Origin of the sequence: Paenibacillus thermoaerophilus (assembly GCF_005938195.1) — a bacterium.
Classification (GTDB): Bacteria; Bacillota; Bacilli; order Paenibacillales; family Reconciliibacillaceae; genus Paenibacillus_W; species Paenibacillus_W thermoaerophilus.
The window spans coordinates 263,021-277,997 of sequence record NZ_VCQZ01000001.1 but is presented as its reverse complement, the minus strand read 5'-3'; the positions used below and the strand labels follow the sequence as shown (position 1 = coordinate 277,997).

The following is a 14,977-nucleotide window of genomic DNA, read 5'->3' as shown; positions in this document are numbered from 1 at the left end:
GCGAAATAACGGCTGCGCGCCTCGACCGGAGGCGTTCCGGCCGCCGCTTCGGATATCCGAACGAACAACCGGCGTTCCCCGTGTATGGCGGGAACGCCGGTTGTTCGCGTGGCGGAAGTTAACGCTGCTTCGGGCGCCTGCCGTGGGCGTCGGACGCCTCCTCGGCGCGAAGCGGCGGCCGGCCCGGCAAGGCCCACGGCTCGATCCGCCCGGGAGCCGCGTCGGAACGGTGGAACCCCGCGACCGTAATGCTCTCGTCGGCCGCCCAGGAACGGTTCGGCTGGCCGCGGCTTCCGGCCCCGGCCGTCGTCGGGGAACCGGCCGGCGCGTCCTTCTTGGGCTCCGGCCATGCCGGCGCGGGCCGCAGCGACGATGTGGACAACCATAAGCGGCTTCGAACCTGATCGAAGAGCAGCGAATAGCGGCGGCCGTCCGTAAGCCGCAGCAGCTTCGCCTTCCCGGGCGGCAGCGCGAACACGCCGCGTTTCCCCTCCTCCGGAATGTCCAGCTCGCACACCATCTGGCGCTCGCCGCGCATCAGCACCATTCGGCTTGTCAGGCCGGGCACGCCAAGCGCGACGAGCAGATCCGGAGATATCGACACATATCCGGGCGGCAGGCTGTCATCGATCCGGAACTCCGCCGGCTTGCGGATTTTGGGCCAGCGCAGCAGGTAGAGCACGCGTGTGTCCGGGTCGTATGAAAGCTTGTATCGGGTATCGTCTTTCAAGCCGAGTTTGCGGGCCAATGCCGGATGAATTTCCAGCGTGTTGAAGGCGCTGCCCGGAGCCGATTGGCGTTCCAACACGATACGTTCGCTGCGCAGCCCCTGATGCAGCAGGAGCCTGCCCGACGGTATGCGCCCGAGCTCCGGATCGAGCTGACCGCCGCTGTCCGCGACCAAGACCGCCCCGTCGCGCTCCAGCGTTCCGCCCACGAACACGTCTACCAATCCCCAAAGGTCCTTTTCCTTGTTCATAGCCGCGATCCCCCGTCCCGTCGAACGGTACTCCGTTCTCGTCAAGGTACGGGAGCCGCAAGAGGGCTCCCATGACACAGCATATGACCCTGGGCCTGGCCGCGCTGTGGGCAGGCACCTATTTGCGCGTTATCGGAACATGCCCCACAGCTTCAGCAGATGGAACGTGTTGTTGGGATCGATTTTCTGCGCGATGACGAATTGCACGATCCGTTCGGCCTGCTGATCGGTTAAAGGCTCCCCGATCGCCTTCGACATCTGCGCCGTCAGCTTCTTCACCTTGACGCGATCCTGCAGATCGGCTTTCGTTACGCCGTGCAGAACCACTTTGGCCCGCTCCTTGTATTCGGGATGCTTCAGCTTCCTCTTGACGCGCTCCACCAGTTGGGGTTCGATTCCGAATTGCTGATAACCCATTGACGTTTCCCCTTTCGCACCGTTATACGGTCAGTTTATGACGCGGACAGCGCCGGTACGACAAAGGACAACGCGTTGCGATGCGCGGACAACGAAAAAGGGACCGCCCGTCTCGGACCGTCCCCGGTTTAATCCATCCATTCCCCTTGCAGCACGCCTTCGCGCTGAAGCCAGTGGCGAAGCGGCAAATAGGCGGCGTCCGTCCAGAATTCTTCGGACGCCACCAAGCGGGCGGCATCGTCCCGCGCCTTCTCCATCCATTCGAAATCGGCCGACAAATCCGCCAGCTTGAAGTCGGGGATGCCGCTCTGCTTCGTCCCGAAAAAATCGCCCGGTCCCCGCAATTCCAGATCGCGGCGCGAGATCTCGAACCCGTCGTTCGTTTCGATCATCGCCTGCATGCGCTCTTTGCCGGTATCGGACTTCGGGTCCGCGATCAGCACGCAGTACGACTGGTGTTCGCCCCGCCCGACCCGGCCGCGCAGTTGGTGCAGCTGCGAGAGGCCGAACCGCTCGGCGTCGTATACGACCATCAGCGTCGCGTTCGGAACGTCCACGCCGACCTCGACGACCGTCGTGGATACGAGCACCTGGTCTTCGTTCGCGGCGAACCGGCGCATCGCCGCATCCTTCTCGCCGGGCGTCATGCGGCCGTGCAGAAGCCCGATGCGAAGCCCCGGCAGCGCCTGCGTCAACTGCATGTGAACGTCGATGGCGTTCTGCACGTCGAGCTTGTCCGACTCCTCGATAAGCGGACAGATGACATACGCCTGCCGCCCCGCGGCCGTCTCCCGGCGAATGAAGCCGATGACGCGATCCAGCATGTCGGGCTTGACCCAGTACGTCTTGACCGGCTTGCGTCCCCGGGGCAGCTCGTCCAGCGTGGAGACGTCCAGATCGCCGAAGGCGGTGATCGCAAGCGTGCGGGGGATCGGCGTCGCCGTCATCATCAGAATGTCCGGTGCGCCGCCTTTGCGTCTCAGCGTGCTGCGCTGCTCGACGCCGAACCGGTGCTGTTCGTCGGTCACCACAAGACCGAGATCGCGGAACGCCACGTCCTCCTGGATGAGCGCGTGCGTGCCGACGACGATATGGACCGATCCGTCCGCGATCTCGGCTTTGATCTCGCGGCGTCGTTTCTCGGTCAGACTGCCCGTCAGCAGGCCGACGCGCAAGCCGTGCGGAGCAAGCAGCTTCTCCAGCGAACGGACGTGCTGCTCCGCCAATATCTCGGTCGGCGCCATCAGCGCCCCCTGCCTGCCCGCCAGCGCGACCGCATAAAACGCGATGGCCGCCACAACGGTTTTGCCCGCGCCGACATCCCCTTGCAGCAGACGGTTCATCGCATACGGCTGCTCCAGATCGCGCAAAATTTCCGCAATCACCCGTTTCTGGGCGTTCGTCAGTGCGAACGGAAGCGACCTCACGAACTCCCGCACGCGCTCCCGCTCGAAGACATGGGCCGTGCCTTGCTGGCGGGAGCGCTGGATGGCGCGGTACGCGTGCAGCTTGAGCTGGAAGCGGAACAACTCCTCGTAGACCAGCCTTTGTCTCGCCTCCGCTCCCTTGCGCGTGCCGTCGGGCCGATGCATCGCGCGAACCGCCTCCAGCCTCGGCATCAGATGATGACGCAGGCGGAGCGATTCGGGCAAAAATTCGTCCAGACCGGCCCCGTACCGCTCCAGCGCGGATTCGATCGCTTTGCGCATCCAACGCTGATTCAGACTGCCCGCGACATGATAAACAGGCTGCAGCGTGCCGGCTTGAGAAGGACCCGAATCGGGGAACTCCGTCTCGAACACCGTCAACTGCAGCCTGCGGGCTTCCCATTTGCCGGTCAGCACCAGCTCTGTGCCGGGAATGAGCCTGTCCTTCAGAAAATGCCGGTTAAACCAGACGGCCGTCGCCATCAGCGGCCCGGCCATCACGCGGGCGGTCATCCGCGATTTGTTCCGGCCGGTCATATGCAGCAGAGGAGCGCTGACCAGCTTGACCCGCATCGTCGCTTTTTCGCCGTTTTTGAGCTCCGACGGATCGCGCAGCCGGTAATCCTCGTAGCGGAACGGAAAATGCAGCAGCAAATCCTCCACCGTCTCGATCCCGAGCGCGCGCAAATCCTCCGCGCGCTGGGGACCGATTCCTTTGAGGCTGGCGACCTTGACGGCAGACGCTTCCGGAACCGCCATCTCACATCTTCTCCAGGAATACCGCTATCGTTCCGGGGCCCGTGTAGGTGCCGATCACCGGACCGATTTTAACGGTTGCGTTGAATTGCGCGGACGGGAACCGTTCCTTCAGCATCGCTTCCATCTCGGCGGCCTGCTCGGGCGCGGCCCCGTGGCCGACGAACAGCTTCATCCGGTCGCTTCCGCCATGGCGCGTGATTTCTTGCTCGGCCAATTCGAGCACCCGGGCGACCGCCTTTTTGTAGCTGCGCGCCTTGTCCACCGTCGAGACCGTTCCGTTCTCGTCCAGGGTCAGGATCGGCTTGATGTTCAGAAGCGAGCCGATCAGTGCGGACGCTTTGCCGATCCGGCCGCCCTTGTGCAAGTATTCCAGCGTATCGACGAGAAAATAAATCCGCTGATTCTCGCGAAGCCGCTTCACCAGCTCCACGACTTCCTCCAGGCTCGCTCCCGCCTCCGCCGCTTTGGCGGCCTCGACGGCAAGAACGCCGATTCCGTAGGAGGCGGAGCAGGAATCGATCGTTTCGATGACGCCCGGCTCCTCCATCAGCGATTTGGCCATGACGGCGGATTGATACGTTCCGCTCAGCACCGCGGCGAGATGGATCGAGACGATCTGCGCCCCCGGCGTTTCCTCCCGGATTCGCTCGTATTCGCGGACGAATTCCGCCGGCGACGGCTGCGACGTCGTCGGCAGCTCGGGCGCCGCCGCCAGCTTTTCGTAAAACATGTCGGGATAGATCGTAACGCTGTCTTCGTACGATTCCTGGCCGAAATTCACTTTCAGCGGCACCATGCCGATGCGGTAACGCTCGCGGATGTCCGCCGGTATATCGGCCGTACTGTCTACAACGATTCGAACTTGTGCCATGTCGGCGATTCCGCTCCTTCGCGGCCGGCTTCACGCGGCCGTATTTTATTCTGCGGCGAACAAATACGGGTACAGAGGCTGTCCCCCGTCATGCAGCTCGAGCTCGACGTCCGGATGCTCCTCCGTGATCGCCGCGATCAGCCTCTCCGTCGTCGCCGGATCAGCATCCTCGCCCGTCAGGACGGTCAAAATCTCCCGGTCGTCGTCGAGCATGCGGCTTACAAGCTTCAGGCAGCAGACGATCAGATCGTCCTCGGCGGCGACCAGCTTGGAATCGGCGATGCCGATATACGCGCCCTCGCGTACCGTCAGTCCGTCCAGCTCCGTGTCCCGGACCGCTTTCGTCACCTGGCCCGACCGCACGCCGGCGGCCGCGCGCGCCATCTCTTCGGCGTTGAACTCCGCCGATTCCTCCGGGTTGAAGACGACGAGCGCCGCCATCCCCTGCGGTATCGTCCTGGTCGGCACGACCACCAGACGCTGGTCGTCCAGCAGCTCGGCCGCTTGCCGGGCGGCCATGATGATATTCGAATTGTTCGGCAGCACGAATACGGTCTCGGCTCCCGTCTTCCTGGCGGCTTGCACGATATCTTCCGTGCTCGGATTCATCGTCTGCCCGCCGGACAGCACCACGTCGACGCCCACGCTGGAGAAAATATCCTTCAGCCCGCTGCCCACCGATACGGCGACGATCCCGAACCGTTTGCGAGCCGCCTGCGGCGCCGTGTCCGGCTGCGCGGCCGTGCGGACGGCGGCCGCCGCTTCCCGGTTGGCCTCGTCCAGCAGATGCGTATGCTGCAGCCTCATGTTTTCGATCTTGATCCGGTCCAGCGCGCCGTACTCCAGGCCCAGGCTCAGAACTTTGCCCGGCTCCTCCGCGTGCACGTGGACTTTGACGAATTCCTCGTCGGCCACCACCAGCAGCGAATCGCCGAATTCCGACAGCCGGCTGCGGAATTCGGCTTCGCGGAACGGACGCCGGTTGCCCGGCGCGCCCGGCACGGGGGTCAGCCGAACCATAAATTCGGTGCAATAGCCGAACTTGATCTCCTCCGTCGCCAGATGGGCCTGGGCCGGGGCGTGTCCGCCGGCATCGGCGGACGCGGGCGCCTCGTCGGCAACGACGTATGCTTCCATCGGCGGCGCCGTCCATTCGCCCGCGTCCGTCAACGTCTCCTGGAACGCCTCATAGAGGATCACGAGTCCCCTGCCGCCGGCATCGACAACGCCGACCTGCTTCAGCACGGGCAGCAAATCCGGCGTTCTGGAAAGCGCTTCCCGAGCCTTCGACACGACCTCCTGAAAAAACTCTCCAAGATCTGGTTTCCATCTCGCGGACGACACCGCATGTTTGGCCGTCTCCCGGGCGACGGTCAAAATCGTGCCCTCCACCGGTTTCATCACCGCCTTGTAGGCCGTGTCGACCCCTTGCTGAAGCGCCGCGGCCAACTGCTGGGCGTTCGCTTCGGCCAGCTCGGCCACGGCTTTGGAGAAGCCGCGGAACAACTGCGACAGAATTACCCCGGAATTGCCGCGGGCGCCAAGCATCAAGCCCTTGGCCAGCGCCTCGGCGCATTTGCCCAGATGCTCGGACGAGCGTTTCTTCAGCTCCTCCACGCCCGAATTCCAGGTCATGTTCATGTTCGTGCCGGTGTCCCCGTCCGGTACGGGAAAGACATTCAAGGCATTGACTTCCTTCACGCGAGAGGTCAAAGCTGAAGATGCCCTGAGCACCATCTGGATGAAATCGGTTCCGGAGATCAAACGCTTGCTCAACAGATAACTTCCCCTTCCTGTTGTTGTGAGGCCGTCGGCTATTGGATGTTCCGCACGCCTTGCACGTAGATGTTCACTTGATCGACGCGCAGGCCGATAACGTCGTTCAGTACATATTTCACGCGGGACTGCACGTTGTGGGCGACTTCGGAAATTTTGGTCCCGTATGAGACGATAATATACAAATCGATGTGCAGCCGGTCGTTTACCGTACGCACTTCCACCCCGCGACTGAGATTTTCCCGGCGGAGCAGTTCCGCAATGCCGTCTTTGAGCTGCTTGCGCGAAGCCATTCCCACGAGGCCGTAGCAGTCAAGCGCGGCCGAACCGGCCAGCGTGGCGACCACTTGATCGGACACATGAATGGTTCCGGATTCATTGACGTATTGGATCGACATTGGCGTCCACTCCTTGTTCTCGTCAAATCGCTCAAACTGCTTCTATTGTACTATATTCCCTCCTGCATGAAAAGACGGCCGATTGCAGGCCGTTGACGATGAATTCGCTGATATGCTATCATTAGAAAGTATGCTTGGAAAGGTTTACTCACGCACTCGATAGGAGGTGTACCGCATGTCCCGCAAATGCTTTATTACCGGCAAAAAACCCGGTTCCGGAAATCACGTTTCTCACGCCAACAACCGCAATCGCCGCACGTGGGGCGTAAATGTGCAAAAAGTTCGCATTCTGGTGGACGGCAAACCGAAGCGCGTTTACGTCAGCACGAAAGCGCTGAAAGCCGGTCTCGTTACCCGCGTGTAAGCAAGGAGAAACGGCACCGCTGTCCGACAAAGGCGCGGATGCCGCTTGCGATCCTTATACAACCCGTTTATGAAGAAAAAGCACCTCCATTCGGGTGCTTTTTTGTTTGGTCGGAAACCGCGCGCCCGATCCTCGGGCCACATGGATTCGCGGCTCTCTGCCGGCTGCCGGAAGCCGATTCGCGGCTGCGGAATCCGTCGCTGGAGATCCCCGCCGGTACGCTCTCTTTGGCTGATCGCGGCCTTGCCGGCGCCGTTCGCGAACAGTCCGGACGACGCCCCGGGATTCCCGCCGACGCCGCCGCCCCGTTATGAGTTTTGCCGATGGCCGGGCGCTCAGTTTTTGCTGAACGAATTCAGGATGGCTTTAACGAAGCCGCCCAGAAACTTGGGAAGCTTGATCGTGTAAAATTTCACCCTTATCCCTCCTTCAGGTTGGCGCTAAGCGTTGCCGGCTGAGACGCGAATCGGCGGATGCCGGCGCAGGGTGGCCGCTGGCATCCTGACATGGCCGGGCGGCCGCAACGGTCGCCGCGTGCGTTTATCCAGCCTCGTTATCTTATGTTTATTCGGCCAGACCTCGCTTTATGTTCGCCATCCCCGATGCGTCGGCGGCGGTTCGGAACCGGATTTCAATAAAACGGCAAAAGGGGCTGTCCCAAAAGCCCTTCTGAAGCTGAAATGAAAAGCTGAAATGAAGCCGAAATAGCCAAACGGGACGAAGCAGAGGCATTTCCTGCTTCGTCCCGTTTGCGTTTTTGGTCTATAGCTCCTTTCTTAAGCAGTTTTATGGGCAAGGCAAAGCCAGCCGACCTCGAGGCTTACCTTGTCCAAGCCTCGAAGCAGAAAGCGCCGGAATCCCCGGTTGTTTTTCACTTGGCCGAATACACTCTCCGGCTCGATCATGCGGCGGACGGACAGCCTGTAACGTCCTCGCTCTGCAGACGCTCCCGCATTTCCTTCTTTTGTCGCCAGTACGTCAGGCTTACGGATATCTCTCGGTTGCCTTTGGCTTTGGTGCATGCCGCTTTAAGCGGACAGCCTTCGCAGTTTGCGCTCCGGTAATGGCGCGTCCGTATTTCGTAGCCGCTCTCCGTCGTCGTTTTACTTTCGTAATGGAACGTGAGTTTCTGCCCGGCTGCGCAAGTCCAACTGTCTTCCTCTTCGTTGTAGCTCCAGTTGTAGCTCCAGTTGTCGCTCCTGCCGATGTCTTTTTTCCAGGCCCTGCTCTTTTCTTTGTGGTAGGTGCCGTATTTGACGAGCGCGTGGATGTGCTCCTCTTCCAGATAGGCGTAGTTCTCCTCGCTTCCATAGCCTGCGTCCGCAATGACGGTCCCCGGCAGCTTCCCCAGCTTTTCTTTGACCTTCTCCAGATGCGGTTTTAGACATCTCGTGTCTGTCGGCCGCTGATGGACGCTGTAGCCGAGCACGAACTGGTTTTCCGTTCCGATCTGCACGTTGTAGCCCGGCTTCAGTTGGCCGTTTCGCATATGATCTTCTTTCATCCGCATAAACGTCGCATCCGGATCGGTCTTGCTGAAGCTGTTCCGTTCACCAAAAAGCGTTTCTTGATGCTCGTATTTTTGCAGACGCGGCAACAAGTCTTTCCGCGGCAAACGAACCGCTTTCTTGAGCGGCTTGTCTTTGGGCTTCTCCTGCAGTTTTTCCTCCAGTCGCTGAACGGCCTGCTCCAGCCGGTCAGCCGTGAGCTCCGACGACTCGCCAAGCTCCAGCAGATCCGCTCCGTCGTGCTCGGCATCCTCTTGCCGTCGGCCGGCGAGCCACATGAACATGATGTTTTCGCGGACGGCTTTGGCGATCTGGCGAGAAGAATAGAGGCGCTGTGTGTAGGCGTAGATGATGACTTTGGTCAGCATTTTGGGGTGATAACTATGCCGGCCGCCGCCGGGATAGGCGGCGTCGAACAAGGTGTCGCTCAGACGTTCACCGCGTGATTCACCACGCGTACGAGATGGTTTTCAGGAATATCCGTCTCCAAATCCATTGGCAAACAAAGCTGATCCATGTCATATTCAATGTACAAAGAAACCGTTCCTTTCGTAGATGGTTGGATGGCACCTCCATTTTACCAAAGAACGTTTTTTTTGTTTTACAAAAACAAAAACAGGGCTGCCCCTCAGGTCATTTTCATGACCCTTTTGGGACAGCCCTCAAGCCGGTATGCCGGGTTATGGCCCGCCCGTCTCCGTAAAAGCCGGATCGAGCGGCCAGCCATACGCGAGCGCAAGCATCGAATACATCAGAGAAAAAATAAAACTGAACACGATGGCGGTCAAAACAAAGCCTATTCGGATTCCCAGCCCGTCATGGGACCGGAAAAAGCGGATAGCGATGACCAGAGCCAGCAGCGAAAACGCGTATTTGAATAAGCCGCCGCCGGCGTTATGCGTGAACGCGGCGAGAGAGACCCCCGCCAGGACGGCATATCCGCCCGCCTTCAAAATGCCCGTCATCGCGTTGCCCCCCGTCTGATGTCCGCGATCGCTGCGGCGCGGTCTTTGTGGCCGAAGACGGCGTTGCCCGCCACCAGGACGTCCGCGCCCGCCTCGGCGACAAGCCGGGCGGTCTCGGCGTTGATGCCGCCGTCGACCTCGATCAGCACGTCCGGGCGTCCCGCCGCGTCGAGCCGGGCGCGCAGCTCGCGGATTTTGGGCAGCACGGCCGGAATAAACGACTGACCGCCGAATCCGGGATTCACCGTCATCAGCAGCACCAGGTCGACTTCCTCCAACACATGCTCGATAAGCGCCAATGGCGAAGCGGGGTTCAGGACGACCCCCGGACGTACGCCCAACTGGCGAATCCGCGTCAACGTCCGGTGAAGATGGGGACACGTCTCGGCATGGACCGAGATCCAGTCCGCGCCGGCGTTGACGCAGTCCTCCAGCAAAGCGTCCGGCCGTTCCACCATCAGATGGACGTCCAGCGGCAGCTTCGTCACGGGCCGGATCGCCGCCAGCACCGGCGGTCCGAACGTCAGATTCGGGACAAAATGGCCGTCCATCACATCCACATGAATCCAATCGGCGCCCCCCGACTCCGCATCGCGGATTTCTTCGCCCAGACGGGCGAAGTCCGCGGACAGAATCGACGGCGCCACTATAGGCTTCCGTTTCAAATCAGTACCTCCGTCTGCGTTCTTTCATCTCTTCGAGGAAGCTCAGGTAATGGCGGTAACGGCTCTCCGCGGCCGTCCCTTCCTCCACGGCTTGCCGGACGGCGCAGCCGGGTTCTTTGCTGTGCAGGCAGCCCCGGAAGCGGCAGCCTGCCGACAGTCCCCTGAACTCGCGGAACATCGCTCCGAGATCTTCCGGCTCCAGCGACAAAAAATCGAGTTGGCTGAACCCGGGCGTATCCGCGACGTAACCGCCCCCCGGCAATTGCACCAGCTCGACGTGCCGGGTCGTGTGGCGGCCGCGTCCGAGCCGATGGCTGATCTCGCTCGTCTCCAGCGTGAGGCCCGGCACGATCGCATTCAGCAGCGAAGACTTGCCGACGCCGGATTGCCCGGAGAATACGGCGATCGATCCGGCCAGCCGCTTGCGGACGCGTTCGACGCCGTCGCCGCCCTCCCGGGCGCTGAGCGGAATCACCTCGTAGCCGATCGATTCGTACAGCCGCCGCGCCTGCTCGATCTCTTCCGGCAAGCGGTCCGCTTGCCGCACCAGATCAATCTTCGACAGGACGATGACCGTATCCAGTCCCGCTTGCTCGGTATGCACGAGGAACTTGTCCAAAAGCTGCAAATTCAGATCCGGTTCCGCGACCGAAAACACGAGCACCGCCAAATCGATGTTGGCGACCGGCGGGCGGATCAGCTCCGTCCGCCGGGGATGCAGGGTTACCACCGTTCCTTCGCCGTTCTCCGTCAACTCGAAGTCGACGCGGTCGCCGACAAGCGGGGATTCCCCTCTTTTCTTGAAAATTCCCCTGGCCCTGCATTGCACGATATCCGTGCCCTCGTCCGGCCGCACGTAATAATATCCGCTGAGCGCTTTGACGATTAATCCTTGCGGCATGTCATCGTGCTCCTTCCGGAGACGCGCTCGGCGTCGCCTTGGGCGAACCCGGCGGAACGGAGCCTTGATTCGTCTGGTCCGCCGGCTGCGCGTTGGCCGCGCGGTCGCCGGTCAAATCCGAGTACGTCTTGGTGATGCGGCTGACGACGTTGCCGTCGAGAAGCACTTCGATCACGGCCGGCTTGTCGCGGGTGACGGTGACCGGAACGGTAACCGCGATCGGCTTGTCGATCGTGCGTTTGCCCCATTCGGTCATCGATTCGTGCTGCGCGTCCGAATACCGGATCGTCACTTCCGATTTTTGCCCTTCCTTCAGCGGATTGATTTGAATCTGAATATCGCCCTGGGCCGCGTCGGCGGGAGCGCCGGCGCTGACGAGCAGCAGCGTGACGGATTGTCCCGGCTTCACCTGCTCGCCGGCTCTCGGCTCCTGCTTCCAGATTTGGCCTTTCGGCACCGTCAAGCTCGGCGCTTCCTCGACCGCGTCATGCGGCAGCACCAGTTTGTGCTGCTGCAGGATCACGTTGGCCTGATCGAGCGTCCTGCCGGACAGATCGGGCATTGTGATTTTTTCGGGCCCCTTGCTCACCTTCAGCTTGATGAGAAGCGATTTGTCCTCGGGATCGTACATCTCTCCCGCCTTCGGCGTCTGTTCGACCACGACGCCTTCGGGTTTGTCGGAGAACACGTCCTCCGTCTTCACGTTTTCCTTCGACAGCCCCGCCGTCGGCAGATCGACGTTCAGCACGTCTTCCAGCTTGTGGCCGACGAGGTCCGGAATTTCCTGCAGCTCGCTCCCCGTGCTGACGTACAGCGTCACCGTGCTATTGATGTTGACGAGCATCGGACCCGGCTTCTGGTCGAATACCCGGCCCTTCTCCATCTCCTTGTGCGGCTCCTCCTTGATCACCGGAATAAGGTCGGCATCCCGGATCGCCTGCTCCGCGTCGGCCTGCAGCATGCCGATGACGGACGGCACCTGCCTCTCCTCGGGGGTGAGCCGGTCGAGCAGCGTCTGCATGCCCCACCAGAGAAGTCCCAGCAGCCCGACGACAAACACGAGCCACAGGATCGGCTTCATCCATCTCGGCATGGACGATTCGCCGCGTTCCGGCCTCCGCTCCTGCTCTTTCCGCTCGCCGGCTTCGGCCGCGCCGCGAATGGCCGGCATGATCCGGGTTTGCTCGTCGTCGCCGTCCCCGGTCTCCGGATCGTAGGCGTACACCGGCGAGAAGCTGAGCTTGGGCTCGTTGCGCCGTTCCGGCGTCAGGCACACTTCCAGATCGTCGAGCATTTGCCGGGCGCTCCGGTACCGCTCCTCCTGGCTCTTGCGCATCGACCGCAAAATAATGTTCTCGACGCTCTGCGGGATAAGCGGGTTCAGCGTCCTCGGGTCCTCGACGTTTTCCTGCAGATGCTTGAGCGCGACGCTGATCGGACTTTCGCCGCTGAACGGGAGGCTGCCCGTCAGCATCTGATACATGACGATGCCGAGCGAGTAAATGTCCGACTGCGCGCCCGCGGCCACGCCTTTGGCATGCTCCGGGGAGAAATAATGAACGGAACCGACAACCGATCCGGTCTGCGTAAGCTGGCTCGAATCGGCCGCTTTGGCGATCCCGAAATCGGTGACTTTGACGCGGCCGTTGCGGCCGATCAGGATGTTGTGGGGCTTGATGTCCCGGTGAATGATTCCGTTGGTGTGCGCATGGTCGAGCGCGTCGCAAATCTGGGAGGCGATATGGACCGCTTCTTCGACCGGCAGCGGGGCGCGTTCCTTGATCAGCGCGTTTAACGTCGTGCCTTCGACGTACTCCATCACGATGTAATGCACTTCGCCCTGCTGGCCGACGTCGTAGATGCTGACGACATTCGGATGGGACAGGGAAGCAGCGGATTGCGCTTCGCGGCGGAAGCGCTGGATGAATTCCTCGTCGTGCACGTATTGCTGGCGGAGAACTTTGACCGCGACGTAACGGTTCAGCAGCCGGTCTTGCGCTTTGTAGACGACGGCCATGCCGCCGCCGCCGACCCGTTCCAGCAGTTGGTAGCGTCCGCCCAGGATCTCATCCGTCATGGCGCTCCCCCTTCCTGCGTCGGTTGAACCTCGTCGCGTCCCTGGTTATCTTCGTTGGCGAGCAGCACGACCGTAATGTTGTCCTCGCCGCCCGCGTCCAGCGCGCTTTGGACGAGCCGGTCCGCCTTCGCCTCCAGGTCGTCCGAGCTGGCCAGAATGCCCAGAAGCTCCTCGCCGCTCACCAGCCCGCTCAGTCCGTCGCTGCACAGCATCAAAATGTCGCGAGGCCCCCACTCGACGCGTTCGATATCGACTTCGACCTGCGGGTCCGTGCCCAGCGCCCGCGTCAGCACGTTGCGCCGGGGATGCGTCGCCGCTTCTTCCTCCGTGATCTGGCCGCTGCGAAGCAGCTCGTTCACGAGCGAATGGTCTTCCGTCAACTGGATGAGTCCTCCGTCCGCCGCCCGGTACAAATACGCGCGGCTGTCGCCGATATGCCCGATCGTCGCTTCCCGGACGGACGCGATCGCCGCGACGACGGTCGTGCCCATGCCGTAGTAGGAAGCCTGGCTGTTCGAGAACGCGTACACGTCGTCGTTCGCCTTGCGAATCGCTTCCAGCAGCACCTTCTCGAGCGAATTCCCGGGCAATTCATGCCGTCTCCGGGACAGTTCGCCGCAGATAATATCCGCAGCCATCCGGCTGGCCACGTCGCCCGCCTGATGCCCCCCCATGCCGTCGGCGACAAGCGCCAGCGCATACCCGTTCAGTTCGGGGAGGACGGCGGAGCGGTCTTCGTTGATTTTGCGGATCTTGCCGATATCGGTTCGGTTCGCGATTTTCAAACGAGCGTTCACCTCGCTTTGGCATCCATGTGTTTCGCCCGAAGCTGGCCGCACGCGGCTGCGATGTCGCTGCCTTGCTCCCGCCGAATCGTAACGTTGACGTTATATTTCTGGAGCGTGCGCTGGAACTCGAAAATTTCGTCGCGCGGCGTGCGCGTGTAGTTGCGCTCCATGACGAAGTTGACGGGAATCAGATTGACGTGAACAAGCGGCAGCGGCAGGTTCTCGGAGAGCACCTTCGCCAGCTCCTCGGCATGCTCGACGCGGTCGTTTTTGCCGCCGATCAGGGCATACTCGAATGTCAGCCTGCGGCCGGTCTTCTCCACGTAATATTTGCAGGCCTGAATCAGATCGGCAAACGGAAACCGGCGGTTGACCGGCATCAGCTTGGAGCGGAGCTCGTCGTTCGGAGCGTGGATCGAGATTGCGAGATTGATCTGCGTGTTCTCGTCCGCGAACCGGTAAATGTTCGGCACGATCCCGCTCGTCGAGACGGTGATGTGACGCTGGCCGATGTTCAGGCCCTTGTCGTGGTTCACAATCCGCAGAAACTTCATCGTCGCGTCGTAGTTCTCGAACGGCTCGCCGATGCCCATGACGACGATGCTGCTGATGCGCTGTCCGGAAGCGTCCAGCGCTTTTTGCGCTTTTACGACCTGGGCGACGATCTCGCCCGGCGCCAAATCGCGTTTCAGCCCGCCCAGCGTCGAAGCGCAGAACGTGCAGCCGACGCGGCAGCCGACCTGCGTCGTGACGCACACGCTGTTGCCGTAATTGTGCTTCATGATGACCGTCTCGATGGCGTTGCCGTCGGACAGCCCGAACAAAAACTTGACCGTGCCGTCCTTCGATTCCTGACGGGCCAGCTCCTCCAGCGCGACGAAGCGGAACTGCTCCTGCAGCTTCGCCCGCAGCGACTTGGGCAGGTTGGTCATCTCCTCGAAGCTCATGGCCCGCTTCACATACAGCCAATCGAAAATTTGGCCGGCGCGGAAGGCGGGTTCTCCCTGGGCCTTGACCCATTGCTGCCAGTCTTCAAGCGTATAGTCGTAAACGATAGGTAACATATGCGAGTCTATGCCTTT

Annotated in this window: 14 protein-coding genes and 1 pseudogene; 1 reads left to right on the top strand and 14 read right to left on the bottom strand. The window is 61.5% G+C overall.

All coding sequences use genetic code 11. The features are described from left to right. Window positions 1–118 precede the first annotated feature (118 nt). The 6 genes from FE781_RS01270 to FE781_RS01245 all read right to left on the bottom strand — a co-directional run bounded on the left by FE781_RS01270 (window position 119) and on the right by FE781_RS01245 (window position 6,627). Window positions 119–979, bottom strand: coding sequence for a hypothetical protein (locus tag FE781_RS01270; protein ID WP_138787804.1), 861 nt, complete (start codon window positions 977–979; stop codon window positions 119–121). Window positions 980–1,108: 129 nt separating this feature from the next. Next, a complete protein-coding gene (locus FE781_RS01265; RefSeq protein ID WP_138787803.1) occupies window positions 1,109–1,396 on the bottom strand; it encodes a stage VI sporulation protein F in 288 nt (95 codons plus the stop codon). Between the two features lie 128 nt (window positions 1,397–1,524). Next, entirely contained in the window at window positions 1,525–3,582 is a 2,058-nt protein-coding gene (recG, locus tag FE781_RS01260) for an ATP-dependent DNA helicase RecG (protein WP_138787802.1), read from the bottom strand. 1 nt (window position 3,583) lies between these two features. Continuing rightward, the gene (locus tag FE781_RS01255; RefSeq protein WP_138787801.1) at window positions 3,584–4,453 is read right to left on the bottom strand and encodes a DegV family protein; all 870 of its coding nucleotides are present in this window, start codon (window positions 4,451–4,453) and stop codon (window positions 3,584–3,586) included. A gap of 45 nt (window positions 4,454–4,498) precedes the next feature. Next, complete coding sequence (locus FE781_RS01250) at window positions 4,499–6,229, bottom strand: DAK2 domain-containing protein (protein WP_138787800.1); 1,731 nt, start codon at window positions 6,227–6,229, stop codon at window positions 4,499–4,501. Between the two features lie 38 nt (window positions 6,230–6,267). Beyond that, a complete protein-coding gene (locus FE781_RS01245) occupies window positions 6,268–6,627 on the bottom strand; it encodes an Asp23/Gls24 family envelope stress response protein (protein ID WP_138787799.1) in 360 nt (119 codons plus the stop codon). Between the two features lie 175 nt (window positions 6,628–6,802). On the opposite strand from FE781_RS01245, the gene rpmB reads away from it, so the two are divergent. Next, a complete protein-coding gene (gene rpmB, locus FE781_RS01240; protein ID WP_138787798.1) occupies window positions 6,803–6,991 on the top strand; it encodes a 50S ribosomal protein L28 in 189 nt (62 codons plus the stop codon). A 335-nt stretch (window positions 6,992–7,326) separates the two neighbouring features. Here rpmB and spoVM read toward each other — a convergent pair whose 3' ends face one another. The 8 genes and pseudogenes from spoVM to rlmN form a co-directional block, all read right to left on the bottom strand. After that, on the bottom strand, window positions 7,327–7,407 hold the full coding sequence (gene spoVM / locus FE781_RS01235) for a stage V sporulation protein SpoVM (RefSeq protein WP_138787861.1): 81 nt from the start codon (window positions 7,405–7,407) through the stop codon (window positions 7,327–7,329). 372 nt (window positions 7,408–7,779) lie between these two features. Then, window positions 7,780–9,034: pseudogene (locus FE781_RS01225) on the bottom strand (transposase); the annotation flags it as partial. Between the two features lie 145 nt (window positions 9,035–9,179). Further along, window positions 9,180–9,464, bottom strand: coding sequence for a hypothetical protein (locus tag FE781_RS01220; RefSeq protein ID WP_138787796.1), 285 nt, complete (start codon window positions 9,462–9,464; stop codon window positions 9,180–9,182). Continuing rightward, entirely contained in the window at window positions 9,461–10,129 is a 669-nt protein-coding gene (gene rpe / locus FE781_RS01215; RefSeq protein WP_246067977.1) for a ribulose-phosphate 3-epimerase, read from the bottom strand. The genes FE781_RS01220 and rpe overlap by 4 nt, the downstream gene beginning before the upstream one ends. Window position 10,130: 1 nt before the next feature. Beyond that, entirely contained in the window at window positions 10,131–11,030 is a 900-nt protein-coding gene (gene rsgA, locus FE781_RS01210; protein WP_138787795.1) for a ribosome small subunit-dependent GTPase A, read from the bottom strand. A 1-nt stretch (window position 11,031) separates the two neighbouring features. Then, entirely contained in the window at window positions 11,032–13,107 is a 2,076-nt protein-coding gene (pknB, locus tag FE781_RS01205; RefSeq protein WP_138787794.1) for a Stk1 family PASTA domain-containing Ser/Thr kinase, read from the bottom strand. Then, complete coding sequence (locus tag FE781_RS01200; protein ID WP_246067976.1) at window positions 13,104–13,904, bottom strand: Stp1/IreP family PP2C-type Ser/Thr phosphatase; 801 nt, start codon at window positions 13,902–13,904, stop codon at window positions 13,104–13,106. The genes pknB and FE781_RS01200 overlap by 4 nt, the downstream gene beginning before the upstream one ends. Next, window positions 13,901–14,959 (bottom strand): dual-specificity RNA methyltransferase RlmN, encoded by a 1,059-nt coding sequence (gene rlmN, locus FE781_RS01195; protein ID WP_138787793.1) that lies wholly within the window; start codon window positions 14,957–14,959, stop codon window positions 13,901–13,903. The genes FE781_RS01200 and rlmN overlap by 4 nt, the downstream gene beginning before the upstream one ends. Between the last annotated feature and the right edge of the window lie 18 nt (window positions 14,960–14,977).